Origin of the sequence: Jeotgalicoccus sp. WY2 (genome assembly GCF_018437745.1) — a bacterium.
Lineage (GTDB): Bacteria > Bacillota > Bacilli > Staphylococcales > Salinicoccaceae > Jeotgalicoccus > Jeotgalicoccus psychrophilus.
Map to the genome: position 1 here is coordinate 648370 of NZ_CP049818.1, position 26651 is coordinate 675020.

The following is a 26651-nucleotide window of genomic DNA, read 5'->3' on the forward strand; positions in this document are numbered from 1 at the left end:
TTATAACAAAAAAGAGGCCAGCATGGCCTCTCAACTGATATTTTTAACTATTGATTGTTAATTTCATAAAGCTCTTCGATAGGCTTCATGATAACACGGTTTAAGTCCTGGATAAGCTGACTCATTTTCTGTTCAGCTTCCATTAAACTTTTAATGTTTTCATCATTTTCAATTTCTTGTGCTGAGTTTTGAGCTTTTTGAATATCTTCTTCTAAAAGTTCTTCGCCCTGCATTTGTTTTTGCTGTAATGTCATCTGGAGTTCTCTAAACTCATCAAACAATTGTTTTGATTCAGCATCCCCGTTCACTTTGCTGTAAAGATCCTTCATTTGCTGAAATTCTTCTGATTCACGTAATGCTGTTTCAAGGGCATTAGCCTGATCGTATACATTAACCATTAATATAAAACTCCTTTAAGTTTGATATTGTTACATTAACACAAATTTACTATTTAGAAAAACAATACTAATATCCCCTGTGCAATTCCGACAATTCCGCCGAGTACATACCCAAGCATCATAATCATTTTGAATTCTTTATTTGCAACATCCATGACGAGATCTTCCAGTTTACTTAATTCAAAACTGTCGATCTGTTTTTTAATCACTTCTGCAAGCTGCAGCTTATTCATAATTTTACTCATGTTTTTACCTGAGTAATCGATAAAATTATCTTTAAGTTTATATTTCCCTTTTTCTTTAAAACGCTCAAATAATTCTTTATTGAAATCAGTAATCGGTGTATTCAATATTTGTCTAATATCGATTTTCTGCTGCAGTACTTCTATTATACTGTTTAAAATATTATCGAGGTCGGAGCCGGTTACAAGTTCCGATAACCCGCTTTGTTTCAATTTATTATACTCATCTTCAATCACACGGTTTTCAATATCAATCATTTTCTCCTGCTGAATCAGCTTCAGCAGTTCCGTCTGAACACGTTCAGTCATTGATTCTTTCGTCATTACATATTTTATACTGCGTGCGAGTCTTCCTCTGTTTTCGGTAAACTCATCAACCATCGTATAAATATCACTGAACCCTTTATCTGAAGAAATATACTGCACCAGCTTTTCGTTTATATCATACGCAAGATGGGCGACTTTTGAGTCTACAGCATTCAACGCATCAGGCGGCATGATATCATCAATATTTCTATCGTAAAGCTTCGTGCCCTCTTCGGTAACTTTAGAGCGGATTTCTTCATTAAATGAATCGACAATTTTATCCGTCAGTCCTGCTGACAGCCGTTCTAAAAAGTAACCCGGTGTCAGGCGTTCAGTTTCAATAGTCTCTATCTGTCTATCTATAAAGTGCATAATTAATTTATCAGTTTCAGGACTATTAAGTTTCTCTTTGAATACTTCCGGCGTTAACAGATGCCCTGTTATAATCTCTCCAAGCTTAGTCGATGCTTCGTCGCGCCGTAACGGTATAACACCCGGTGTAAAGGGCAGACGTTTCCCAAATAAATATTTTGCTTCGTACGGTCTGAAGAGCATTTTAATTGCGATTGTATTTGTCGTTCCTCCGATAAGTGCACCAATTAATGCCATCAGAAAAACCTGAGTTACTGGATTCATTACTATTTCACCCCTTATCAGCTTAATAACTATATATTACTTTTTGCAGAAATTAAAGAAAAAGCACCCTTGCGGGTGCCTGGAATTTATCGATTGCTTTTGCGCTCGAAATAAGTTCTTATTTCTCTTTCAATATATGATGCATGAACCGGCTGGTTATCTGCATTTAACACTCTGTAAATTGAATTCGTTTTGTTGAATTCTAATTTAAAGCCGTTATTTGATTCAAGCGTTTCCCATATATATTTTCTTTTTCATAATTTGGGTATATTGCTGAGCCGCGTGATAATACCTGTGTCAGCTCCAGTGGATCTCCGCCAAAAATATTCGTCAGTACTTCACTATCTCTAAACAGTGCACAAAGCGAGATACATGTTGTCCAGTTAGGTAATATTCGCTCTTTTTCTATTTGTACCAGCGTTTTTTTGGATAATCCAATGGTATGGCTCATAGCATCCTGGGTGTATCCAGCCTCCGTCCGAACTATCTTGAACTTAGACTGTAGAATCTCTGTAAATTCCTGCTTATCCATTAAAATCGTCCCTTCATAGCACCGCGATTAAAACTTAATCAATCATGCTTGTATATCAATTTACCTGATATATATTGTAAATGATAATCATTACAAATTAAAGAGATTATGAAAAAATTCACTAATTATTCACTATTGAACAATTTCTTTCATCCTACTTAAAATATAAAAAAGAAGTATGAACAGACAATAATAAACTGCCGGTCATACTTCTTTTAAGTAATAATTATTTGTTAACGATTTTACCGTCTACGTATTTACTCTTACCTTTAATGAACTTGCCTTCTTTAACATTCTGCTGATGATCGATAACAAGTGCGATTGTTGCATCACCTGAAATATTGACCGCTGTACGTGTCATATCAAGAAGTCTGTCGATACCGATAATAATACCAATTGCTGCAGGATCCAGTCCTACTGCCGTTAATACCATTGCCAGCATTACAAGTCCGACACCCGGAACACCTGCTGTACCGATACTTGCGATTGTTGCGATAATTACAACTGTTACCATCTGCCCGATTGTTAAATCAATACCTGACAGCTGTGCGATAAACACTGTCGCAACACCTTGCATAATTGCAGTACCATCCATATTTACAGTCGCACCTAAAGGCTGTACGAAACTTGAGATACTCTTCCGTATTCCCAGTTTGTTCTGCGCTGTTTCTAGTGATACCGGTAACACCGCGCTTGATGATGATGTACTGAAAGCCACTGACATTGCAGGTGCAAACATTTTAATGAACCATACGAAACTTTTCTTCCCAAGGAACTGTACTACAGAGCCGTACACTACAGCAAAGTGAATAAACAATGCTAACAGTACACAGATAAAGTACATTCCAAGCTGCTGGATTGCGCCAAACCCTGCCTGTGTAAATGCAGTAGCTACTAAACCAAATGCACCAAGTGCAGCGAAGTATTTCATAATTGCCAGAACAATCCACATAATCACTTCATTAGCTTGTTCAAAAAGTTTAACAATGCCTGATGCTTTTTCTTTAACAGCGATTAAGCCGACACCGATGAAGATTGCAAAAGCAATAATCTGAAGCATATTCTGATCAGCCATCGCCATGAACAGATTGTCCGGAATAATGTTAATTAAAGTCTGATCAAATGTTGTCTGCATAGCGAGCTCAGTATCTCCGCCTTCAAGTTCTGTTGAACGGTACTCCGATACTTCTTCAGTATTCAGTAAGTCTGCCTGTCCTTCACCCGGCTGCAGTATAAGTGCAACTCCAATTGCCAGTGAAATCGCAATTGCTGTTGTTGCCAGATAGAACATCATCGTTTTAATACCGATAACGCGATCCCCACGCGGATCCCCACGCTGACAACACCCAGACGATAGAAATGAATCGACTGGAACAACAACCATAAAGATAAGATTTAAGAATATTTGTCCTAACACGTTAAATATGTATTGATCAATCCACTGGACCCACGCCGCATCCGCCATTGTATTAAATATTGAACCTACTGCAATCCCCGCAATTAAAGCGATTACAATATAGATTGTGAGTTTATTTCCTATTTTCATATGTATCCCCCTAAGCTAATAATTCATTGAACATGTATTCAAGTATACTTTGAGCATCGGAGATTTGTCCATAAAATTTAATGTAAAATTATTGTTAAACCCCTTAAAATCGCATGGTTAAGCGTTTTCATGAGTTAAACTTTTTTCTCACTTTGCTCTAAAAATCGATAATATTGAATTTTATTGCATAAATGACGGCCTGAGTCCGATCTGAAACTTCCAGTTTATTCAGTATATGACTGACATGAGTTTTTACAGTCTTTTCACTGACAAAAAGTGCCTCGCTGATTTCTTTATTCGACTGCCCTTTAACAATTTCTTTTAGAACTTCAGTTTCTCTTCTCGACAGTATATTTCGTTCATGCGGCAGATTTCCTTTTTCATCGATAACCTTTAAAATATCAGGATGAACAACTCTGTCCCCTTCTATAACATTTTTTATCGACTGAACGAGTTCATCGACTTCCATCTCTTTAATAATATAGCCGTCTGCACCTGCACGAAAAACAGGCCGGATATATTCTTCGCTCGTATAACTCGACAGCACAAGCACCTTAATATGCTTATATTTTTCTTTTAATAATTTAGTCAGTTCAATGCCGTCCATTTCCGGCATAACGAGATCTGTTAATACAAGATTAATATTGTCGTGATTATTTTCAAGATATTTAAGTGTTTCAGCACCGTTGTCAAAGTCCTTTACTACATTAATATCCGATGTCGTCGATAATAAAAACTTCATGCCTTCTCTTACCACCTGATGATCATCAGTTAAAATTATATTGTACATTTAATTCCCTCCGAGTTTTAAACGTGTAATTAATATGGTGCCCTGCCCTTTAGCTGATTTAATTTCGAGTGCGCCGTTCATCTTATGAACACGTTCGTGCATATTTGTTAAACCGTGGCTCAGGCCAATTTTTTCAGCCGGAATAAATCCTTGACCTTTATCACTGATAACGAGCATGAGCTCCTCATCTGTAATTTCCAGCAGTACTTGTGCATCTTTTGTTCCTGCATGCTTCCTAATATATTAAGGCCTTCTTGCATGATGCGGTACAGCTCTATTTCCATGTCATCCGCTATATTATAAAATCCATTGACGGTAATTTCTATATTCAAATCTAGAATCTTGGCATAATGTTTAACCGCTTCAATAATACCGTTTTCGAGACCGATTGGTTTTAACTGCCATATCAATGCTTTCATTTCCTTCATTGCATATTTCGATGTATTCTCTATTCTTTCAAAAGCTAGACCGGCCTGTTCGCTGTCTTTTATAGCTTTCGCCGCGTGTGAAGTAATACCGATGGAAAACAGCATCTGATTAACGGAATCGTGCAGTTCCCTTGCAAGCCGCTGGCGTTCTTTAATAATCATATTTTCTTTTTCACGCGTTGTTAAATCCAGTCTCTTTAATGTAGAACCGAGCTGAAATGCAACGGATTCGAGCAGATCCAATTCATCTTTTTGAAATTTGGTGCTGTATGGACTGGCTACATTTAATAAGCCGAACGATTCATCGCCGGAGATCAGCGGCACTGTCGCATGATGCGTAATATTATCGTTCTCATCCGGCATTTCCCGTGCAGCTTTTTCAAGTCTTGAACAGGCAACGATATTTGTCGCATTTGACAGCTCGCCTTTATTAAATTTATTTACACACCAGCATTTATCATTGCAAAGATAAGTATTACTGTCATGCTGCAGCGTCGGCGGCAATTGATAATGCGCACTCAGCTCATGTTTGCCTTCTTCATTAATAAAGAAAATCCAGCCGGTTTTAAAGCTGGAATGATCAATGAGCATTTTTAAAGCCCCGTCAATCATCGACTGGCGGTGTGTCTCCGTATTTAAAAATTCTGCGATATCTTTTAACAGCTGCCAGTTTACTTTTCACAATTGACACCTCTTTTAATAAATTGTAAGAAATTTGTTACACTTAATACAGTGATTAGCACTTATAATAAAAAAGTAAGTTACAAAACAAAAATGAAAGGTCAGGCACTGATATGAAAAATAACAAATTGTATATGCAAATGATTTTTATCGTGTCACTAATCGCTATGCTCGGTTCTTTGTACTTCAGTGAAGTCAGACTGTATGAGCCATGCGAGATGTGCTGGTACCAGCGTATTCTAATGTATCCGATTGTGCTGCTGTCGTTTATCGGTATCATTAAAAATGATATCAATGCCGGGTTGTACGTCCGTGTGATGAGCGGAATTGGTATATTGGTATCTACCTATCACTATGCATTACAAAAAATTCCGGCACTCGGTGACAGCGCCAATGCTTGTATGGGTGTGTCCTGTACAGTACAATATATAAATTGGGCTAGCTTTATTACTATCCCGCTTCTTGCATTGACTGCATTCATCATTATTTTCATTTTATCATTCTTCATTAAAAAAGATTAAAGAATAGGAGCTATTAATTATGGGCAATAAGATTTTTTACGGCATTATTGGTTTAATCGTCGTTGTATTCGTAGGAGTATTTTTATTTATGAACAATCAGGCATCAGATCCGGAAAGTTTAAGTGATTCAGGGTATTACCCTTACACTGATAAAGAACCAGATGAACTGACAGGACCGACAATCGATCTGCTGGATGATGAAAATTATCAGGCTAACAAAACACAGAAGTTGAAGAAATAGTAAATTCAGGCGAAGGCGAATTCGTCTACTTCTGGAGCCCGACATGTTCACACTGTCAGGAAGCAACACCGCTTCTGACTGAGGCACTGGACAGCAATGACGGCGAAGTAACACAACTTAACGTTTTAGAATATGAAGACGCTTGGGAAACTTGGAACATTAATGCAACACCAACACTTATTTACTTTGAAAACGGTGAAGAAGTTGAACGTTTAGAAGGTAACCCAGGCTCACCTGAAGGTTTCGAAGAATTTATGACAGCAGCAGGAGAATAATATGAAATTTCGTACCTGAGAAATTCAATGAAACTACTTTGGAAGAAATGCTTATCGCACTCCATATTCCTAAAAAAGAACTACACTGGCTGCGTATGTCAAAGGACATCCTCATTAATAATGAAATACAGCCGGTAAAAACTGCACTCAGTGCTGGTGATACTGTTACACTACCTGACTTCAGTGAACCAAGCAGCTATAAAAAGAGTACTAAAAAAGCGGTTATTCTTTTCGAAGATGAAAACCTGCTGATTGCATCTAAACCGCCCGGCCAAAAAGTACATCCGAATGAACCGACAGAGCATAATACGCTCGTTAACGATGTTATTAACACTGTTGACAGCGACTATGTCGAACCGGTTCACCGTCTTGATGTGGATACAACAGGAGTTGTACTGATGGCTAAAAACGCATATATGAAAAAAATGCTCGACTATATGCTTGCTGAAAATAACATCAAACGCATTTACATGGGACACGTTAAGAAAAACAGTAAAATTGCTGTTCAGAAAATCAGTGCTCCACTTGGTAAAATGCCGCATACGAATATTTTCCATGTGACGAGAACGGGTAAAGATGCTGTTACTCATATCACAGGAAAAACAGTTACAGACAAGTACGAAGAACTGACAATCGAACTGGAAACGGGACGTACGCACCAAATCCGTGCTCACATGAAACACTTAAACGCCCCGCTTGTTGGAGATAAACTGTATGGCGGACCGCCATCACCCTACCTTCACTTGTACGGCTACAAAGTATCATTCATACACCCGATTACAGACGAAGAAATCAGCGTATCGCTAAACGTATAGTATATTCTGACCTGCCTCCCATTGTGGGAGCAGGTTTTTTTGTTTTTGTTCTGTATTTTGAGTTGCGGATGACCATGTTGGGTTCACATCGTAATTCAAACAGCTACGGATGACGATGTTGGGTTCACATCGTAACTCAAAAGGTTCCGGATGACCATGTCGGGTTCACATCGTAACTCAAACGGCTACGGATGACGATGTCGGGTTCACATCGTAACTCAAACGGTCCCGGATGACGATGTCGAGTGCACATCGTAACTCAAACGGTCCCGGATGACCATGTAAAATGCACATCGTAACTCAAACGCCTCCGGACTACCATGTAAAATGCACATCGTAACTCAAACGCCTCCGGACTACCATGTAAAATGCACATCGTAACTCAAACGCCTCCGGACTACCATGTAAAATGCACATCGTAACTCAAACGCCTCCGGACTACCATGTAAAATGCACATCGTAACTCAAACGCCTCCGGACTACCATGTAAAATGCACATCGTAACTCAAACGCCTCCGGACTACCATGTAAAATGCACATCGTAACTCAAACGCCTCCGGACTACCATGTCGAATAAATAGCTAGTAATAAATTAAAAATATCACTATTATATAAAAGTAAAAACACTACAGAAGAATGCTTCTACCGTAGTGTTATATTTTCTAGCAATTTTTTTAACCCAGGAAATCAAAGTTTTCTCCTATGCCTTGTTTAGCTTTATCATAGACAAATTTAGAAATTGCTATATCCATCGCACCTGTTCCTATAGGAATACAAACAATTCTTTTATTGCTCAAATCATCTATTGGTTTGTTAACGTTGCCTAGCTCTCCAATAGTTGTATAAATGTTTTTTTCTGTTATCTTACCTTGGGAATTCAAGTCTTTGAGTACACCGCGGTGAAGACTTTGTTCAACGTGATCGACGATAATATGATCCGCATTAAGAAGGAATTATTTTCTACTTCCTGATAAGACCCCATTGGAAATACGACTGTTCCCGGTTCTATCCATTCATCTTTTACAAATGCATCTTTCGATTGAGTTACACAAATAACAGCATCTGCATCTAAAGCAACTTCTTTTGGATCTTCCGCTACAATAATTTCTCCATTTATTTTCATTGATTCTTTAAAGTTTTCTGAAGCCTCAGAAAAAATATCATAAATCGTTAATTGTTCAATATCAAAAATCTCAGAGAATGCCATAGTCTGTGTTCTTCCCTGCATACCTGCTCCATATATTCCCAGTTTAATTTTCTTGTCATTGCCTTTAATGTATTTCAGAGCATTTGCACTTTGTGCTCCAGTTCTTACATTGGTTATAAAGGCACCATCAAGCACGCTAAGAAAATTCCCTACTTTAGGATCGATTAACATAATCATTGAAGTGATATAAGGTAGCCCTAATTCTTTTCTTTCACCTAAAAATCCACCAGCCCATTTGAGTCCAGCTACATCCTGCCATCCAATATAGGCTGGCATAGCATTCATAAATCCTTCGTAAGGCGGATAATCTGCAGTTTCACCTAAATCCAGCAATACTTTTGTAGGATTAATGGTTTTTCCTTTTCCTAAATCTTTAAATGTTTTATCCACTAATTCTACTATTTCCTTCATTGTAACAAGCTCTTTTATTTGTCCTTGATTTATCAATAATGTATCTGTCATTAGTTATTCCTCCATAAATTTTTAATATCCAAATAATCTCGGTAATGCCATCGATAGTGGTTCGAAAAATACAGTTAAAATGATTACTGGTATGAAACCAAATATGATAAACACCATAGTAGGTCTAACTACCTCGCTGAAATTAGCTTCTCCAACCCTCATTCCAAAATATAATACACTCGCATAAGGAGGCGTAATTCCACCCATTGCTAAAGTAATCGCCATTATTGCTGCGAAATGAATAGGATCGACTCCAAAAGAAACGACTAAAGGCAACAGTAATGGTGCTGTTAAAATAATTGCTGTAGTATCATTAACAATCATTCCTACGAAAATAAGGAAGACCGTAACAATTATTAAGATTAATACTTTGCTATCTGTAACATCTAAAAATAATTCAACGATTGCTTGTGGTATTTGTAGATGTACATATGTCTGTGCTAATAATAGCGAGAAAAAAATCATTGCCATTATAGATCCTATTGAAGCTGTAGAGTCATGCAGTAAATCCATAATGTCTTTAAATTTCAGTTGTCTGTAAAAAATTATGCCAACCAAGAAGCCTAGTACACTCGCAACTGCTGCTGCTTCTGTTGGAGTAAAGAATCCTCCATAAATTCCTCCCAGTATCACTACTGGTAATAATAGTGATGGAATCGCAGCTAAGAAAATTCTAAATTTGGTATTACGCTTGCGGAATTTCTCCATCTCTTCAGGATCGTTATTAATAGGTATTTCCGCATACTCTTTGTATGTACCTTTGCCTTCCTTAGAAAAATATTTTTTAGTATGAACGAAATGAATTATTATAAATAGAATAATTAAAAGTACCCCAGGTCCTATAGTTGATAGAAATGAGCCTGTAACTGTTGTTCCTGTCGCCCAACCATAAATAATTATCATGACACTCGGAGGAATAAGTGCGCCTAACACAGATGAAACACTGACAAGTGATGTTGAATATCCTCTTGAGTACCCTTGTTGGAGCATTCTAGGAATCATAATTTGTCCAACTGATGCTATCCCAGTAAAGGAACTTCCTGAAATCGCTCCCAAAAATCCTGAAGTTAGTATCACCACTGCACCGATTGACCCTTTTATTCTTCCTATAAATATATCTGCAAACCTTAATAATTTATCGGCAATTCCACTTTTAGAAACAATTGATCCAAAAAGTATAAATAACGGTACAGCTAATAATGATGATGATGTTATTTGATTAAATCCCCATAGAATAATACTGATTATAGGTACATCACCGAAAATAACCATGAAAATTACTGCACCGCCAAAAGCATATGGCAAAGGAGTTTCCTATTAACAACGCAACGAGTATTATATATTTATTACAAAAAGTATCACTGTATCCCTCCTTCGCGGTTGCTATTGATTGGATAATCACCTCTATATTTTATACTTCTAATCGTGTCCATAAATGTATATAGAGTCATCAAGAAAACTCCAACAAACAATGCTGATTCTACTAAGAACAAAGGCATTGACAATAGAGGGCTAAGTTTCCACATTGATAATGAATAGCTAAAATGAATGAACATCCAGTAAGTTAATATTATTCCTATAAATAAACTCACAATATTTTTATTATTGATAAAATAATTAACAGTTTTTTATTCTTTAAAAATACTTCAATTATATCAACTGAAATGTGAGATCTTTCCTGAGATGCGTTTGCTGCTCCTATCATATACAGCCATATAGTAGGTAAAATTAACAGCTCTTCAATCCCCATTAAAGGCAGATTAAGTGATCTTAAAATAACTTGGAAAAAAACCAAAGATAACATTAGAATAATCATAATTACACTAAAAATTTTCTGAAATTTTATTAAACCATTTATTACTTTGTTCTTCTTTTCGTTTACATTTGAATTTGACAAACTCATACCCCCTTCAAATAAAAATCTATTCTAATTCATTTTTAATCTCATCTAATATGTCCCCGTATTCATCTTCTAATTTTGGCCACACTTCTTCACGTACTTTATCAGCATATGCCTGAAGCTCTTCATCAGTAAATTCTACTACTTCAACACCATGTTCCTCTGTAATTAATTGATTATATTTCTCTTGTTCTTCTGCTTGTATAAAAGCATCTTCTTCAAACTGTTCTGCAAACTCTAAAATGGTATTTTGATCTTCCTCAGCTAATGCATCAAAAGCTTCCTCATTTACCGTTAAATAATGAGCTTCAAAATGTGTGTTTACTGGTAAAATCTGTTGTCCAAGCTCTCCAAACTCGTTGTAATACAATTCAGTCCCACCACCGATTGCCCCATCTACAATTCCTGTTTGGATTGCAGTAAACATTTCTGATGAAGCTAACGGTGTAACTACGAATCCAAGTGTTTCTCCATATTCTTCAAATGCTTTCATTGCGGGTACACGAACTTTTATGTTTTTATTTGAATCAGGATTTTTTGGATCATTTGCCTCATCTGCTAAAAATATCGATCCAAAATATTGTGGATACACTGCTAGAAGTTTTATATTTTGTTCTGCTAATTGTTCTTTAAAATATTATTAAGAACTCCGTCTTCGGAATTATATAATTCCCTGGCCTCCTCATAGTTGGATACCAGAGAAGGAGTAATAGCTACTTGTAATGTTCTATCAACGTTAGTACCTAATGTAGCCAATTGCATTTCTACCTCACCAAGAGAAACACTCTCTTGAACTAATTGGTAATCCCCTAATTGCGAGTTGTTATACACATCGATATCTACTCTTCCATCGGTACCTTCAAAAATATCTTTTGAGAATTGTTTTGCACTGATATCAGTTCGAGTTCCAGATGGGCGAATATGATTTAATTTCCATGTAACTTCTCCGTTCTCATCCGGCACTGTAGCACTCCCGACGCTACATGCCGATAATAGTGCTGACATTATTATTATTAAGGTAATAAAAGCCAATCCTTTAGTTTTTATAATGAATAACCCCTTTCAATATATTTAGCTAACTATTTTCCCGTTAAAATATTTTACTGATAATCATCTCCTCGAAACTTATAATAGCGCTTTCATAATTATGTAATATATTTGTTTAAACATCCTACATTAAGACTAGTTATAATTAATAGTATAGTGATTAGTATTTAATAACACAAGGAGTTTTTAGATAAATCTAAATTTTCATATAAAAAGGCTAAATTAAATTAGCAGCCTTTCTAAAGTTATCTTATTTTTTCTAAATTAATAAGTGCATTTTTAAATGACTATACATTGCTTCTTTTGCTTTCTCAGGTTCATATTCTTTATGTATGTAATTAAATTTGTTTGTGTCCATTTATTTCTTCAACTAAGTCCGCTTTACTATGACTCTGCATTGTAGCTTCTCGAACATTCATTAATTCTAAGGTGATAGACTCTAAAAATTTAAATAGGATTTCATTTTTAGATATCCTGGCTATTTCCATATGAAATGAAAAACCCACAGTAGATTTTGAATATGTTCCACTGTTAATTGTCTCTATGCTCTCATTTATTATTTTTTCAGCTGAGAAATTTCATTAGGAGTTGCAGATAATGCAGCTCTATATACAAGTTCAGGTTCTATTATCAATCTAGTGTCCATTATAGATTTATAAGTACTTTTTTCTCTAATTGTATTATTTAATTCTAGAACTTGAATACTCTGAACAGCATCTTTAAAAAAAAAGTTCCACTGCCAGCTTTGGAATTTAAAATTTTTAAATGGGTTAAAACTTTCATTGCTTCTCTAATACTATTTCTACTTACCTGAAAATATTCAGACAGTTCATTCTCAGTTGGTATTTTTTCACCTGGCTGCCACTTACCTTTTTTATTAATGTCATCATCTGATTAATTACATCTTCGTATAACATTACTCGGGAAGACGGTTTATACATATTGAACACCTATTCCTATAGTATTATTTCCTGAAAGTATATTCTAATGTAGGATATTTAGATTAAGTATAAAGAATTTCACAAATAACTTCAAATATGTTTCTAAAATAAAAAGGTATATTATCTGAGTTCAGATAATATACCTTCAACAACCTACTTCCTGAACCGGCTCTTAATTCGTTCCAGTATGTTGCTGTGTTCATGAAGTAATTCTGTTTTCTTCTGTTCGCCGTTCTCCATGGCGCGTTTCATCAATTCATCCTGGACGCTTAGCGGCGGCAGGTCATTTTTAACATATTCATATGTGCCGTCCGGCATCTGCATGCGGGCTTTGACATTGTCTTTTAAGAACAACTCATTAACCTTGATTAATTCATCAACTATTCTCGGATCATTAATCGGGAATAAGATTTCCACACGTTTTATCATATTTCTTGTCATCATATCAGCTGAGGATAAGAACATTTTCTTATCGCCGTTGTGATAGAAATAATAAATCCTCGAGTGTTCAAGAAATCTGCCGACAACACTTATACTTTAATGTTATCGCTGACGTCTTTAATTCCCGGTCTCAAACAGCATATTCCGCGGATAACGAGATCCACTTTAATGCCTTCCTGAGATGCCTGCAGCAGTTTATCGATTATTCTCTTGTCTGTTAACGAGTTCATTTTCGCAAAGATATAACCATTACCGTGTTTTTTATGACTTTCGATTTCAAGATCGATGCGCTCTGCAAACATGTCGCGGATTTCAAATGGTGCAACGTGCAGTTCTTTATATTCCGGCTTAAGTGAATAACCGCTTAAATAGTTAAAGAAGTTTACAGCATCATCACCGATACGCGGGTCTGTCGTAATAATTCCCATATCCGTATACAGTTTGGCTGTCGAATCGTTATAGTTTCCGGTGCCTAAGTGAACGTATTTAACAATTTTTTTATTCACTTTTTTAACAACCAGCGTAATTTTACTGTGTGTTTTCAAGTAGTTCATCCCATAAATAACATGGCATCCGGCATCTTCCAGTTCTTTTGCCCAATGGACATTATTCTGCTCATCGAAACGGGCTTTCAGTTCAACAAGCACAGTAACCTGCTTGCCGTTTTCCGCCGCTAATTTTAACGATTCGATAATGGGAGAATCACTGGAGACCCGGTAAAGTGTCTGTTTAATTGCCAGCACATTATTATCCGTCGCCGCCTGCTGAACGAATTCGATAATCGGCTGGAAGGATTCATACGGATGATGGAAGAATATATCTTCATTTATTGCTGTTTCATACACATTACGATTGCCTAAAAACTGAGACTGCTGCGGAAAAAACGGTTTGAATACAAGATTTGGAAATCTGTGTTTCAATTTCCCCGTCAGTTCAAACAGAAACGTTAAATCAAGCGGCCCGTCAAAACGATAAACGTCTTCATGATGCAATGACAGCTGTTCTTCTAAAAATGAACCGTTAATCGTAACATCACGGCTGCGGTCAATTTCCAGACGCACTGCGGCACCTTTCGTACGTTCTTTTAAGAAACGCTCGATTTCAATTAATAAATCGGCTGCGCCTTCTTCATGTATCGTTAAATCGGCATTTCTCGTAATTCTAAACGGGAATGTTCTGTCAATTTTATAACCGTTAAACAATTTATATACATATTCCTCGATAATATCCTCCGCAAGAACAAAGTACGTTTTATCTTCATGAGATAATTCATAAAATCTCTTAATAACCGTCGGCAGCTGTACAATCGCAGTCTGCTTACCGAGCTCGTTGGATAAATCTACAAATATATTAATCTTTTTGTTCATCAATTTAGGAAACGGTCGATATGCATCGATTCCTAAAGGCGTTAATGCCGGTAATATTTCTTCATCAAATAACTTTTCCAATTTATCCTGCAATGACTGATGCAGCTGATGCGGTCTCCTTAAAAAGACATTCAGCTTTTCCAGTTCATTCATCAAATCATGATAAGTTTCATATTGAATCCGGCAGTTTTCACGGTTTATTTCACCGATTCCAGACAGCTGTTCTTCAGGTGTCATACCTGTTTTAGTGTCCGGTTCGGCATAATTCATCTTAACCTGGTCTTTTAAGCCAGCCACCCTAACCATGAAAAACTCATCCAGATTAGAGCTCGTTATTGCTATAAATTTTAAACGCTCAAGAAGAGGATTACGTGTATCGCCTGCTTCTGTCACTACTCTGTAATTAAAACGCAGCCAGCTTAATTCGCGGTTATTGTAATAAGATTTATCATTTAATTTGTAAGCCATTATAATCCTCCTGCTCCTGATAATTATAGCGTATAAATATTAAGATTCTGTAAATTCTATCCACAAATCCCCGCCGAGAATTTTCTCAATATGTTTCTTTTGACGCACTGAATGATACTCTTCTGCTATCGGGTCTCCATTGTACTGAATGTTCAGTCTGAAGTCCCCGTTCACTCTGAATAACTGTAAATTATCAACAATTTCCGTATTGGAAATATTCAGAGCGTTCGCGAATTTAACGAGGGAGCCGAGCGACTGAATTTCATCCAGCTCTTCATCATTAAACCACCCTGTTTCCTTCGCGTAAAAATCAAGCAGTGTTTTATTTTTATAACTGGCAATCAGAGCAAGTCTGACACGATCGCGGTGACCGATTCCGTTAATGTTACTGTTGGAAATTAAATAGTACGTATGCTGACTTGAGGCATCTCTGTCGATAAAGTCACCTAAGTAATATATCCCCGCAGCATGTTTCATAATCATTTTATTTGTCCGTGATAACGAAAGTATATCCAGACGCTCCAGCTCGTGATAAAGACGATCAACGATTTCTGTCCGCTTTTCTGTATCTGTCGGATCCAGATTAAAATCATTGGCCAGCTGTTCGATAGAATCTTCAAATACTCTGTACTTATTAAAAGCAACAGGGTATTCTTTACCGAAAATCCTCATCGCCATTCCTTCACGCAGCCCTTTACGGCTGAATTTGAATTCTTTAGCGCCGACGACATTAAGCAGTGTTTTAAAAACGACGCTGCTTGGCAGAATAATATCAGCACGGTCTTTACTCAGCCCGTCGATATCATCCAGATTCTCAGTATCTGTTTTTTCAGCAGCTTATACACGTCATGTAAATCATTACGCACCATCGTATAGCCGTGAACGCCGGCAATCGGATAACTGATCATCGACTGGTGAATACGCGCTATGTTACGCGCACTCCCGCCGATAGCTAAAATTGGTACACGGCGGTCACGCAGCCAGTTTACTTTGCTGAATTCATCTTCTACAAATTGCTTTGTCTGTTTAATTGCTGCTTTATCATTATGGTTTTTACCTTCAAAAACATTTTGTTTAAAGTAACCACACCAAACGATAAACTCGTCCGGTAAACAATTTCTTTATCTTCGTAAAAAGTAAGCTCTGTACTTCCCCCACCGATATCAATTGTCACGGCATCGTAATAACTGATAGTATGAACCGCTGCTTCGAATCCAAGTGTCGCTTCTTCTGCACCGCTGATAATTTTAGCATCCAGATCAAGTTCGGATTTAATACGCTCTATAATTTCATCACGGTTATTGGATTGTCTTATAGCAGCTGTTGCCACAGGATAAATATTAGTTATATGATATTTCTCAGAAATCTGCTTAAAACTGTTGAGGATTTTTAATAACGCTAAAATACCTTCTTCAGCCATATAGCCGTCATCATCAATATACTGGGCTAAACGTGCTGGCGTTTTAATATTTCTTATTTCCTTTATACCGTGTTTTTTAGTGTATTCAAAAAGTACAAGTCGAATCGTGTTGGACCCGATATCAATTAAGCTTATTTTTGTCATCGAAAAACCCCTACTCTTTAGAGTGAATCATGTCTTCCGGTCTAATCCATTGATCATACTGCTCTTCTGTCAGCAATCCTGAATTAAGCGCAGACTTTTAATGTGATTCCTTTGGCGTGTGCATTTTTAGCAATTTTCGCAGCATTTTCATAACCAATGTGCGGATTTAATGCTGTTACCAGCATTAATGAGTTATTTAAGAATCTGTCGATGTTTTCCTGAACAGGTTCAATTCCTACAGCACATTTGTCGTTAAATGTATCCATGCCGTCAGCAAGTAAATAAATTGACTGCAATGTGTTATATAAAATAACCGGCTTAAATACGTTTAGCTCAAAGTTCCCCTGTGACGCTCCGAAACTTACAGCAGTATCATTACCAAATACCTGCGCTACGACCATTGTCAGCATTTCAGACTGAGTCGGGTTTACTTTGCCCGGCATAATTGAGGAGCCCGGCTCGTTTGCAGGAATTTCAATTTCGCCAAGACCAGCACGTGGTCCAGATGCAAGCCATCTAACGTCGTTTGCAATCTTCATTAAATCAGCAGCAAGTGCTTTCAATGAACCGTGCACGTAAACAACTTCATATGAAGTTAATGCATGGAATTTGTTAGGTGATGACACAAATGGCAGACCAGTCTGTTTGGCAATTTGTGCAGCTACTTTGTCACCGAATTCCGGGTGAGCATTTAGTCCTGTACCTACAGCTGTACCGCCGATAGCAAGGTTGCCTAGCTGTTTTCTGGACTGATTGATCATTCTTTTGATTTTTCAAGCATATATGACCAGCCGCTGATTTCCTGGCCTAAAGTAATTGGTGTCGCATCTTGAAGGTGCGTACGGCCAATTTTAATAATATCTTTAAACTTCTCCTGTTTCTCTTCAAACGTCCCGTGAAGTTTTTCAAGTGCAGGTATCAGCTGGTGTTCAATTGCCTGGCTCAGTGCAACGTACATTGCAGTAGGATACGTATCATTTGAACTTTGTGATTTGTTTACATCGTCGTTTGGATGTACAACTTCATCACTGTCTTGATCTTTCAAGTATTGGTTCGCAACGTAGCTTACTACTTCGTTAACGTTCATATTACTTTGTGTTCCACTGCCTGTTTGCCAAACGACAAGCGGGAAATGCTCGTCCAGTTCACGGGCAATTATTTTTTCACATGCAAATACAATCGCATCTTTTTTCACAGAAGAAAGTTTTCCTAAATTGCTGTTTACGATCGCAGTTGCTTTCTTTAAGTGAGCAAATGCTACGATAACCTCAATCGGCATTTTTTCTTTGCCTACTGGAAAGTTCTGACGGCTTCTTTCAGTTTGTGCTGCCCAAAACTTATCAGCAGGCACCTTAATTTCACCAATTGTATCGTGTTCAATTCTAAATGACATACAAAAATCCCCCCGAAATATAGTATTCCTTACTAGTTTATACTATATTGCGAAAGGATTCATTAAGAAAAGAGCTATGCAAACTTATAAGAGTAATATTCCACAATATCCTGGTCTAAATTGGCTGCTGCCTCTTTATCAATAACGACAGTTACCATGCGATGCTTCTTAATATCACTTAATGTACCGTTACCTTCCAGGTTAGCATCATAAAGACTTCTTACTACCGCACTCTTATCAGGGCCAGTTGCATAGATAAAGAGCTCCTTAGCTTTAAAGAGTTCCTCGTTATCATTATTGAAACCGACTTTTTTATTCGAATTTAAATTGAGCATTGCCACGTTTACTTTTTCTTGCCTTTGTCATCAAGATCATCGGCTGTGCCGCCGTTGTTCAGCTGTGATGAAGGAATATCAAGATTTTTGAAAACATCCATACCACCCTTGCCTACTGCAAAAAGCTGTACTTCTGATAAATCTGCAGGATGATTTTTTACTTCACCGACAAATTTTTCATATACTTGTGACAAGTCTTCATTAACATCAAGAGCTAAAATACTTTCTGGATTGTTGTGAATCTGCTTGCGTAATAAATCTGCTGCAAAAATATCTGCAAGTTCTTTAGTTTCAAATATTTTAAAATTCATTGCCATAATTTTTATCCTCCATTAATCGTCACATTGTAGTTTAATCTTATATTACCCTAAACGTCGATTAAAATAACGTAATCTTGATAAGAAACGTAAATTAATAATGAGAAACTACCTTTTTTACAACAAAGCCTTTTTAATCTCTGCAGAATGGTTTATAATAAATGTAATTAATATATAAGTACTGGAGGCACATCAATAATGAAAGCATTTCTTATTTTAATGGTTTGTGCAGCCTTCCTGACTTCAATTCTTACAGCAGGCCGCGAAACTGACTGGGGATACAAGGACGATGGGGAGACAAAATTAGAGAATAGTTTTATTCAATAAATTTTTAAACTGAGTGGCTTTGTGCTGCTCAGTTTTTTTATGCTGATTTTGAGAGTAGAATACGACGGTGTTTCCTTGTCGTCCTCCAGCCCTACCAAACTTCCTTTAAATCAAATGATTGAGAATTATTATCAATTAATATACAATAATATGTAAATGCTGTACATATTAAGCAGTACTAAGGAGATTATATTCATGCAAATTTACTGGAGCAAGCTCATAGATATTATTACTGAGTCGCCTGAAGTGAAAACTTTCGTTTTTGAATGCCCTGAAGATTATACGTGGGAAGAAGGTTCTCACATCCACCTTGCTTTTAAAGGTTTCAATGCTGGTGAAAAACCTGACAGAAGCTTAATCAGACATATGTCGATTTCAACACTGAGAGATGAAAATACAATTGGTATCACAACGCGTGTCAGACAGGATGCATCGAAGTTTAAACAGATTTTAAATGAAATGCCGATTGGCACTGAAGCAGCAATTTTCAAAACACATACTAACGTGCCTTTAAAACGTGAGGGCAAAAATATTTATATGCTTTCTTCAGGTGTCGGTCTCGCTACTTTCAGACCGCTCGCTCTCGATTATCTTAACAACAGTGAAAATGTTGCTAAAATACACTCGTTAAATATTGATTCATCCAAAAATTATTTGTTTACCGATATATTCAAGTCAGAGACTGATAAAAACCTGACTGCGGATTTTGTCAGCACTCGTGATGAATACTATGAAGAAGCAGAAAAACTGACAGAAGATAAAAATGCCTTATTTTACGTGGTCGGCAGCGATGAGTTTCTGAAACAGAATGTTGAACTGCTGCTGAAACAAGGTATTCCAAATCATCAGATTCTGCTCGACAAACATGAAAGCCAAAAAGAACAGTTCTTTGCTAATTAATTCAGCTTATTAATATAAATAAATGATAAATATAAAAATCGCAGTATCTCTAAAGATACCGCGATTTTTTATTATAGTTTATTCATTATTCTTCACATTTTGGAAATCGAATTCCTCATAAGGACTAATTTCTATACCGTCTAGAGATGATTTATAAACATTATATTTTTGCGGGTGCAAGATAAATATCAGCGGTGCTTCTTCGACTAAGATAGTCTGAATTTCACTGTATATTTCTTTCTTTTTGCATCATCTGCTTCTCTGCTGCCCTCTTCAAGCAGACTGTCTATCTTATCGTTTTCAAAGAAAGCTCGGTTTCCTGGTCCTCCTAACCTGGATGAATGAACCAAGGGTGTAATCGCATTATCCGGATCTCCCGTTGAGTTCCCCCAGCTCATAATATATAAATCATGTTCCCCGTTTCCTGTTGCTTCAAGGAATGTGCCCCACTCCAGCTGCTCTATTTCCAATGTAATATTCAGTTCTTCAAGAGACTGCTGCAGCCATATTGCAGTGTCCACACGTTGTGCATTATCGCTGTTTACCATCATCGTCAGCGTAAAACCATCTTCATAACCTGCTTCTTCAAGTAATCTTCTTGCTTCTTCCATATCATATTCCAAAGGTTCAAGCGATTCGTCATAGCCGAAAACACCAGGTGCGAGCGGCGATATTGCTTCAGTACCGGCACCGTTATATATACCGTCTATTACAGCTTGTTTATTGAATGCATGTGTCAACGCTTGTCGGACGCGCTTATCTTGCAGATATTCATTTCGTGTGTTCAAACCTATATATTCAAGCGCCACAGATTGTGTTTCATTCAAAATTAAATCATCATTAGATGTTATTCTATCCTTGTCGCTTGGCGGTACGTCTGCAATAATATCTGACTGTCCTGTCTCAGCTTCTGCAATTCTTGATGATGCTTCGCTTACAACTTTTAATGTTAAATCAGCAACATTAACGTCGCCATTCCAGTAATTATCATTTCTTGTCAGAACTGTTTGTTCACCAGGTGTTCTGTCTTCGTATTTCAAATATCCTGTTCCCGCTGGATTTTGTTCTACTACCGTACTTGTATATTCAGTTATTTGTTCTGCAATATCTTCATGGTCGCTGCCGCCCGCTTCACGTATTTCGTAATATTCATCCAGTGTGATATCAATTCCTGCTTCATCAAGCGCATGCTGATAATCTTCATCAATCAGTTCTTTGGATAGCATATCACCGGCGCCATGTGTCAGATGACCGAGTAAAGGTGAAAATGGGTATTCTGTAATAATCTCTACCGTGTATTCATCGACTGCATTAACTTCTTCAATCATTTCAAGAACAAACGCTCTTGTTGAGCCCCGGCTCGGATCAAGCAGGCGGTCGAAATTAGCCTTCACTGCTTCAGCATTAAATTCACTGCTGTCATGAAATTCGACACCTTCCTGTAAAGTGAATTGCCATGTTACATCATCTATTTGTTCCCATTCTGATGCCAGTTCCGGAACGATATCCAGATTTTCGTTCTGACTGACGAGCCCTTCATAAATGTGAGACCTTACCTTTTCAGAAGGTGTGTCGTTACTTCCGTGCGGATCCAGTGATACTGCATCTGCAGGTAATGACTGAGTGAGTGAAATTTTTTCTCCGTTTTCACCGACAGTATCTGATATTTCCGTTGAAACTTCACTGTCATCCGAACAGCCCGCCAATGCAAAAATAAGTAATCCGGCGAATAAGTATGTTTTAAATGTTTTCATATTATACCTCTCTGCTATGTATTTAAATCATACTATATCACTAGGGTTTATGTTCGTCTACATAATTTCTGAATAATTTAATAGTTGATGTAAAAAAATACACATATGAACATTCATATGTGTACTCAAATATCTTTACTGACCTAAAAAGCCATTTTCTTTTAAAACAGTGTCTACATCCAGACGCTGTTTTTTACTGAGCATATCAATAATCTGTTCGCTCCACTTATCATCGCGTTTGCCGTCAGTTCTACTGCTGTAATAATCGCTGATACGCTGATCGTATGCTTCGATATCACTCTGAACTTCGTCAATTCTCTGATATGTGTTTTCATGATATACCGCTTCAAACGGCAGGCGTTCTTTTTTCGAACCGTCTTCTCCTGGTTCAGGATAGCCTGCAACCATACCGAACAGCGCGAATGTACCTTCCGGCAGTCCTAAAATTTCACCGGCTTTTTTAATATCGTTACGCAGTGAACCAATGTAGCAAATACCGAGGCCCATGCTTTCTGCTGCAACTGCCATATTTTGCGCTGCTAAACTTGCATCCACGACACCGACAATCAGGTTTTCTGTTTTATCGTATGAAACTTCTTTCCCCGCCCGTTCAGCAAGTTCTTTATGACGATAAAAATCCACAACAAAAACAAACAGATGTCCGTTATGTTCAACGTAGCTTTGTGTACTGATTTCACGCAGTGCTTTTTTCTTTTCGGGGTCAGTGACTCCCATAATTGAATAGGCTTGTACATAGCTTGATGTACTTGCACTCTGCGCTGCACCGACCAGTGTTTTAATCGTTTCAAGTGATAACTTTTCATCTGTAAACTTTCTTAAAGAGCGGTGATTATTCAATAATTTTATAACATCATTCATCAAAAAATCCTCCTATTTCAGTCCAGGATACTCCTGCTGTCTTAATGCTTCATATACCAGTATACCGACAGTGTTAGATAAATTCAGCGAACGCACTTTGTCAGTCATCGGTATTCTCATCAGCGATTCTTCATACTCATCTTTTAACCAGTCCGGGAGTCCTTTTGTTTCCCGGCCAAAGACAAAGTAATGAGTTTCTTCAGAATTGCTGTAATCCATATCCGTAAAGTTCTTTTTACCGAACTTGGAAATCATATAGTAATTCCCTTTGTTCTTGTCAAAAAACTCTTCTATTGTCTCATATTCATAAAGCTCGAGGTCTTTCCAGTAATCCAGACCCGCACGTTTCACATACTTGTCTTCCAGACTGAAACCGTAAGGTTTAATCTGATGGAGCGGTGTGCCTGTTGCGACACATGTTCTTGCGATGTTTCCTGTGTTTTGCGGTATTTCCGGCTGATATAGTACAACGTGATTCATTATTTTTCCTTCTTCCTAACTCGCTTCTTGAATGCCTGTAAGCATTTCTTTTTTTACATCGTCATCTGTTTCAATGGCATATCGTTCATAAATATAATCAAGTGCTGCATCTCCGGAAATTTGTCCGATTGCCCAATAGGCTGTTCCTTTAATGACCGGACGCACATCAGTTTCTGCAACAGTTTTAAGTATATCAATTGCTGCGGTTTCTTTAAAGTGAGCAAGTGCAATGATTGCATTGCGCTGAATTGGCTTTTTGCCGCGCCATACACCCGCAAGGTGTCCGTATGTTTCTTTAAATTCCTTGTTGGAAATCTGCAGCAGCCCGGTCAGTTCAGGTTTTAATATTTCCGGTTCAAGGACGATATCTTCGTGGTGTTCAGTATTAATCCCTTTATTACGCGGGCATACTTGTTGGCAAGTGTCACAGCCGTATAACCTGTTCCCTATTTTAGAACGATACTCCATCGGCATAAATCCTTTGTCTGAGTAAGGAATGAAATACACTTTTTAGAGTCGACCTGACCGTTACCAACCAGTGCGCCTGTCGGACAGCGGTCTACGCAAATGTTGCAGTCCCCGCATGAATCCAGTAACTCTTCATCTGCCGGGAAGGCGTAGCTTACAATCATCTCACCGAGATACGAATACGTTCCGAGTTTCGGGTTGATGATAAAACCATTCTTGCCGGTAAAACCGAGACCGCTCCTCCGAGCGACTTCACGGTCGCTGAGTACGCCCGTATCCACCATCGATTTGCAATCAACAGATGGATCCAGTTCATTGATAAAAGCTTCGAGTTTCTGAAGCCTGCTCCTTAAAAGCGTATGGTAATCCATCCCCCATGATGCCCTCGCAAAAATACCGCGGCGTTCGCCCTGTTTCGATTTAGGCGCATTGCGCAGTTTATTCGGATATCCTACAGCAATAGAAATAATACTCTTGGCATTAGGCAGACTCGCTTTCGGGTTTGTACGTTCTTCAATCGTGCCCGTTTCGAATCCCGACTCAAACCCATTTTTATAGTAATCAATAAGTTTAGCTTTAAACTCAGTGAACGGTTCAGCCGTCGTAATCCGATATCATCGATACCAATCGAATGTGCATATTCAATTATGCGTTTTTAAAGTCATGACGGTCCATAATTCCCATCCTTATTTGCAAATTATTCTTATGTGCTTTTATTTAAGTAACAATACACGTACGAGTTGAACGCAGGACAATGAAATAGATTATCCTTTTCTTATGACATATTCATGCAAATTTATTATGCGATTCAGGCGTATTTATTATGCGAAAAATTAGTCGAAATAGGGTAATCTCTGCAGTTCATATATAATTCTATGCAATCATTCTGCTCCCCTCTTTAATTTGCGGGAGTGCTGATAGTATTATTATACTGGTGAGGCCTTATTTCGACAACGAAATGAGGCTTTTTATGATGAATCTTAATGACATCAATTTAGAAATTAACGGTGAAACAATTATTTCTATTGATAATATTACCGTACAGGATCAGAAGACAATCGGTCTGATCGGCCGTAACGGCAGCGGGAAAACAACGCTGATGGAACACATGGTTAACAGCGGCACCTTGCATACAGATCAGCGGATCACTTATATTCCGCAGTTGAAAAACAGTGACTTTCATAAAAGCGGCGGTGAAACGACAAAAGTTTATCTGCAGGAAGGTTTGAAAAATTCAGCCGGTATTATTTTACTGGATGAACCGACGACACATCTCGATGACACGAATGCCACATGGCTTAGGGACGAACTTAATCAAAAGAAAGCACTTAAGATTATCGCATCACATGACCGTGATTTTCTCGATAAGATTGCAGATGAAATATGGGCAATTGAAGATACAAAAGTCATTATCTATCCCGGGAACTACTCGCATTACAAAGAAATTGAGGCACATAACAAACAGCGTGCCAGACTTGAATACGATAAGTATGTCCGCGAAAAACAGCATCTGGAAAAAGCAGTTGAAAGTAAATCGAGACAAGCTGCTTTAGCTAACAGAGTATACGACAAGGAAACAAAAAAATACGTAACTAAAGAAACACCCTACTTCAATAAAATGCAGAAGAAATTAGATAAAGTACGTACAGGCATGGAAACCCGTCTCAATCAGCTTGAAGAAAAAGAAAAACCTGAAGAAGAAAAAGAAGTAATTTTCTACACTCAGGATATTGAGAAACTTGGCAGGAAAACAATTATCCGGCTTGAACGTGAAAATATAGCGAGAGAGAACAAAGTGCTGTTAAAAGATGTTTCCCTCTATTTAAAGGCGACAGATAAAGTGAGCATTACCGGCAAGAACGGCTCGGGCAAAACTACTTTGCTTAATTATATTTACGATAAGTATCAGAACTCTAACTTATCTGTCGGCTACTTTTATCAGCAGCTCGAATCGCTTGATTTAAATTCGACTATTCTTGAAAATATTCTATACAGCAGCAATTACGATGAAACTACTGTCAGAACTGCCCTCGCCCGCTTAAATATTAAAGCTGATGAAGTTCATAAAAAAGTTTCTGTAATCAGCGGCGGTGAACGTGTGAAAGTTCAGCTGGTGAAATTGCTGATGTCGAACAGCCAGGTGCTGATACTCGACGAACCGACAAATTTTCTCGATGTCCATTCAATCGAAGCGCTCGAAGAAATGATTAAAAGCTTTCCCGGATTAATTATTTTAGTCTCACATGATAAACGCTTCCGTGAAAGTATCGCAGAGACTTCGTATAACATTGATAAGCGACAGCTCATTAACCTGGATACTCCACCGCCGAGAAATCCAAAGAAAGATGAGCTGCTGGTGCTGGAAACTCAGATTACCCGTGTACTCAGCGAGCTTTCGGAAGCCTCCACACCGGACCTGGAAGAAGAATTCCAAAAGCTGATTAAACAAAAGAATCAATTGAAAGATCATTAGAATGACAGCTCAAAAAATAAAAGGCATCCCAAAGGATGCCTTTTAATTGTTATTATATTTCATCGCACGTCTGATACGCTCCGGTATCATCACGATTTCAGCTTTCATATCTTCAGGTCTGAATGTTTTATCAATACACTTCTCCCAGTAATCCAGATGTTTTTCATCAAGGTCAGTTCTAGATATATTCTCTTCTGACTGATTGTCATCCTGAACACTGTACCAGTATAATATTCTACATCATTAACTTCACGGAAGATTGTTTCAACGAACATTTTTTCGCCTTCGAGGTTCATGAGAACATCGTCCATATGATTATGCATATACTCAATCCACTCATCTACCAGCTTACTTTTACCTTCTTTAACTCTGTACTTCGTCAACTCTACTCTCATGATTGCTCCCCTCTTAAAACGACTATCTATTTAGGTTTAACCTATGTATTATTAAAATTAATTAGTTTTTATATGTATTTTAAGCCTTTTATCTGAAAAAATTGCTTTAAGGCCATTATAAC

General features: G+C 37.6%; 25 protein-coding genes and 6 pseudogenes. 7 read left to right on the top strand and 24 right to left on the bottom strand.

All coding sequences use genetic code 11. The features are described from left to right. Positions 1 to 47: 47 nt before the first annotated feature. The 6 genes and pseudogenes from G4D76_RS03640 to G4D76_RS03665 all read right to left on the bottom strand — a co-directional run bounded on the left by G4D76_RS03640 (position 48) and on the right by G4D76_RS03665 (position 5541). Positions 48 to 398 carry a YlbF/YmcA family competence regulator gene (locus tag G4D76_RS03640; protein WP_035786020.1) on the bottom strand — a complete coding sequence of 117 codons (351 nt, stop codon included), beginning with the start codon at positions 396 to 398 and terminating at the stop codon, positions 48 to 50. A 53-nt stretch (positions 399 to 451) separates the two neighbouring features. Further along, complete coding sequence (locus G4D76_RS03645; protein WP_026860171.1) at positions 452 to 1582, bottom strand: DUF445 domain-containing protein; 1131 nt, start codon at positions 1580 to 1582, stop codon at positions 452 to 454. An 86-nt stretch (positions 1583 to 1668) separates the two neighbouring features. Next, positions 1669 to 2114: pseudogene (locus tag G4D76_RS03650) on the bottom strand (helix-turn-helix transcriptional regulator). A 226-nt stretch (positions 2115 to 2340) separates the two neighbouring features. Next, the gene (locus G4D76_RS03655) at positions 2341 to 3660 is read right to left on the bottom strand and encodes a dicarboxylate/amino acid:cation symporter (protein ID WP_213810563.1); all 1320 of its coding nucleotides are present in this window, start codon (positions 3658 to 3660) and stop codon (positions 2341 to 2343) included. Between the two features lie 157 nt (positions 3661 to 3817). After that, on the bottom strand, positions 3818 to 4450 hold the full coding sequence (locus tag G4D76_RS03660; protein WP_026860174.1) for a response regulator: 633 nt from the start codon (positions 4448 to 4450) through the stop codon (positions 3818 to 3820). Continuing rightward, a pseudogene (locus G4D76_RS03665) lies at positions 4451 to 5541 on the bottom strand (GAF domain-containing sensor histidine kinase). 131 nt (positions 5542 to 5672) lie between these two features. On the opposite strand from G4D76_RS03665, the gene G4D76_RS03670 reads away from it, so the two are divergent. The 4 genes from G4D76_RS03670 to G4D76_RS03680 are packed head-to-tail and all read left to right on the top strand — an operon-like array spanning position 5673 to position 7411. After that, positions 5673 to 6080, top strand: a complete 408-nt coding sequence (locus G4D76_RS03670) for a disulfide oxidoreductase (protein WP_213810564.1) — start codon at positions 5673 to 5675, stop codon at positions 6078 to 6080. A 19-nt stretch (positions 6081 to 6099) separates the two neighbouring features. Further along, complete coding sequence (locus G4D76_RS14525; protein ID WP_250130171.1) at positions 6100 to 6321, top strand: hypothetical protein; 222 nt, start codon at positions 6100 to 6102, stop codon at positions 6319 to 6321. Beyond that, positions 6318 to 6596: a thioredoxin family protein gene (locus G4D76_RS14530; RefSeq protein WP_250130283.1), complete on the top strand. Its 279-nt coding sequence runs from the start codon at positions 6318 to 6320 to the stop codon at positions 6594 to 6596. The genes G4D76_RS14525 and G4D76_RS14530 overlap by 4 nt, the downstream gene beginning before the upstream one ends. A gap of 47 nt (positions 6597 to 6643) precedes the next feature. Beyond that, positions 6644 to 7411, top strand: coding sequence for an RluA family pseudouridine synthase (locus G4D76_RS03680; RefSeq protein WP_213810565.1), 768 nt, complete (start codon positions 6644 to 6646; stop codon positions 7409 to 7411). Between the two features lie 674 nt (positions 7412 to 8085). Here the strand turns inward: G4D76_RS03680 and G4D76_RS03685 are convergent. From G4D76_RS03685 to G4D76_RS14545, 13 genes and pseudogenes are all read right to left on the bottom strand, one after another. Further along, positions 8086 to 8292, bottom strand: coding sequence for a hypothetical protein (locus tag G4D76_RS03685; RefSeq protein ID WP_213810566.1), 207 nt, complete (start codon positions 8290 to 8292; stop codon positions 8086 to 8088). Next, a complete protein-coding gene (locus G4D76_RS03690) occupies positions 8289 to 9080 on the bottom strand; it encodes an ornithine cyclodeaminase family protein (protein ID WP_213810567.1) in 792 nt (263 codons plus the stop codon). The genes G4D76_RS03685 and G4D76_RS03690 overlap by 4 nt, the downstream gene beginning before the upstream one ends. 21 nt (positions 9081 to 9101) lie before the next feature. Beyond that, entirely contained in the window at positions 9102 to 10385 is a 1284-nt protein-coding gene (locus G4D76_RS03695) for a TRAP transporter large permease (protein WP_256440528.1), read from the bottom strand. Between the two features lie 283 nt (positions 10386 to 10668). Further along, positions 10669 to 10977: a TRAP transporter small permease gene (locus tag G4D76_RS03700; protein WP_213810569.1), complete on the bottom strand. Its 309-nt coding sequence runs from the start codon at positions 10975 to 10977 to the stop codon at positions 10669 to 10671. Between the two features lie 25 nt (positions 10978 to 11002). Continuing rightward, complete coding sequence (gene dctP / locus G4D76_RS15780) at positions 11003 to 11572, bottom strand: TRAP transporter substrate-binding protein DctP (RefSeq protein WP_213810570.1); 570 nt, start codon at positions 11570 to 11572, stop codon at positions 11003 to 11005. Positions 11573 to 11598: 26 nt separating this feature from the next. Then, positions 11599 to 11943, bottom strand: coding sequence for a type 2 periplasmic-binding domain-containing protein (locus tag G4D76_RS15785; protein WP_213810571.1), 345 nt, complete (start codon positions 11941 to 11943; stop codon positions 11599 to 11601). A gap of 774 nt (positions 11944 to 12717) precedes the next feature. Then, the gene (locus G4D76_RS16585) at positions 12718 to 12909 is read right to left on the bottom strand and encodes a FadR/GntR family transcriptional regulator (protein WP_213810981.1); all 192 of its coding nucleotides are present in this window, start codon (positions 12907 to 12909) and stop codon (positions 12718 to 12720) included. Between the two features lie 212 nt (positions 12910 to 13121). Next, positions 13122 to 15244, bottom strand: a pseudogene (locus tag G4D76_RS03725) (RNA degradosome polyphosphate kinase). A 39-nt stretch (positions 15245 to 15283) separates the two neighbouring features. Then, on the bottom strand, positions 15284 to 15916 hold the full coding sequence (locus tag G4D76_RS16590; protein ID WP_371814571.1) for a hypothetical protein: 633 nt from the start codon (positions 15914 to 15916) through the stop codon (positions 15284 to 15286). 334 nt (positions 15917 to 16250) lie between these two features. Beyond that, the gene (locus G4D76_RS16595) at positions 16251 to 16808 is read right to left on the bottom strand and encodes a Ppx/GppA phosphatase family protein (protein WP_371814572.1); all 558 of its coding nucleotides are present in this window, start codon (positions 16806 to 16808) and stop codon (positions 16251 to 16253) included. A gap of 10 nt (positions 16809 to 16818) precedes the next feature. After that, positions 16819 to 18201, bottom strand: a pseudogene (gene fumC / locus G4D76_RS03735) (class II fumarate hydratase). Positions 18202 to 18275: 74 nt separating this feature from the next. Then, positions 18276 to 18536: a sugar phosphate isomerase family gene (locus tag G4D76_RS14540; protein ID WP_250130172.1), complete on the bottom strand. Its 261-nt coding sequence runs from the start codon at positions 18534 to 18536 to the stop codon at positions 18276 to 18278. Between the two features lie 8 nt (positions 18537 to 18544). Next, complete coding sequence (locus tag G4D76_RS14545) at positions 18545 to 18853, bottom strand: hypothetical protein (protein WP_250130173.1); 309 nt, start codon at positions 18851 to 18853, stop codon at positions 18545 to 18547. Positions 18854 to 19051: 198 nt separating this feature from the next. Between G4D76_RS14545 and G4D76_RS15790 the strand changes: the two genes are divergently transcribed. Both G4D76_RS15790 and G4D76_RS03745 read left to right on the top strand, forming a co-directional pair. After that, complete coding sequence (locus tag G4D76_RS15790; protein ID WP_256440529.1) at positions 19052 to 19180, top strand: hypothetical protein; 129 nt, start codon at positions 19052 to 19054, stop codon at positions 19178 to 19180. A 195-nt stretch (positions 19181 to 19375) separates the two neighbouring features. Then, positions 19376 to 20080 carry a dihydropteridine reductase gene (locus tag G4D76_RS03745; RefSeq protein ID WP_213810573.1) on the top strand — a complete coding sequence of 235 codons (705 nt, stop codon included), beginning with the start codon at positions 19376 to 19378 and terminating at the stop codon, positions 20078 to 20080. Between the two features lie 206 nt (positions 20081 to 20286). Here the strand turns inward: G4D76_RS03745 and G4D76_RS03750 are convergent, their stop codons facing one another. The 4 genes and pseudogenes from G4D76_RS03750 to queG all read right to left on the bottom strand — a co-directional run bounded on the left by G4D76_RS03750 (position 20287) and on the right by queG (position 24336). Next, positions 20287 to 21834 (bottom strand): glutathione ABC transporter substrate-binding protein, encoded by a 1548-nt coding sequence (locus G4D76_RS03750; RefSeq protein ID WP_250130174.1) that lies wholly within the window; start codon positions 21832 to 21834, stop codon positions 20287 to 20289. Between the two features lie 135 nt (positions 21835 to 21969). Beyond that, the gene (gene nfsA / locus G4D76_RS03755) at positions 21970 to 22716 is read right to left on the bottom strand and encodes an oxygen-insensitive NADPH nitroreductase (protein ID WP_371814573.1); all 747 of its coding nucleotides are present in this window, start codon (positions 22714 to 22716) and stop codon (positions 21970 to 21972) included. Between the two features lie 9 nt (positions 22717 to 22725). Beyond that, on the bottom strand, positions 22726 to 23196 hold the full coding sequence (gene trmL / locus G4D76_RS03760; RefSeq protein ID WP_213810982.1) for a tRNA (uridine(34)/cytosine(34)/5-carboxymethylaminomethyluridine(34)-2'-O)-methyltransferase TrmL: 471 nt from the start codon (positions 23194 to 23196) through the stop codon (positions 22726 to 22728). A 12-nt stretch (positions 23197 to 23208) separates the two neighbouring features. Next, positions 23209 to 24336, bottom strand: a pseudogene (gene queG / locus G4D76_RS03765) (tRNA epoxyqueuosine(34) reductase QueG). Between the two features lie 295 nt (positions 24337 to 24631). Between queG and abc-f the strand changes: the two are divergent. Next, positions 24632 to 26134, top strand: a complete 1503-nt coding sequence (gene abc-f, locus G4D76_RS03770; protein WP_213810575.1) for a ribosomal protection-like ABC-F family protein — start codon at positions 24632 to 24634, stop codon at positions 26132 to 26134. A gap of 42 nt (positions 26135 to 26176) precedes the next feature. On the opposite strand, the pseudogene G4D76_RS03775 reads toward abc-f, so the two are convergent. Then, positions 26177 to 26529 (bottom strand): annotated as a pseudogene (locus tag G4D76_RS03775) (DUF6176 family protein). Positions 26530 to 26651 lie beyond the last annotated feature (122 nt).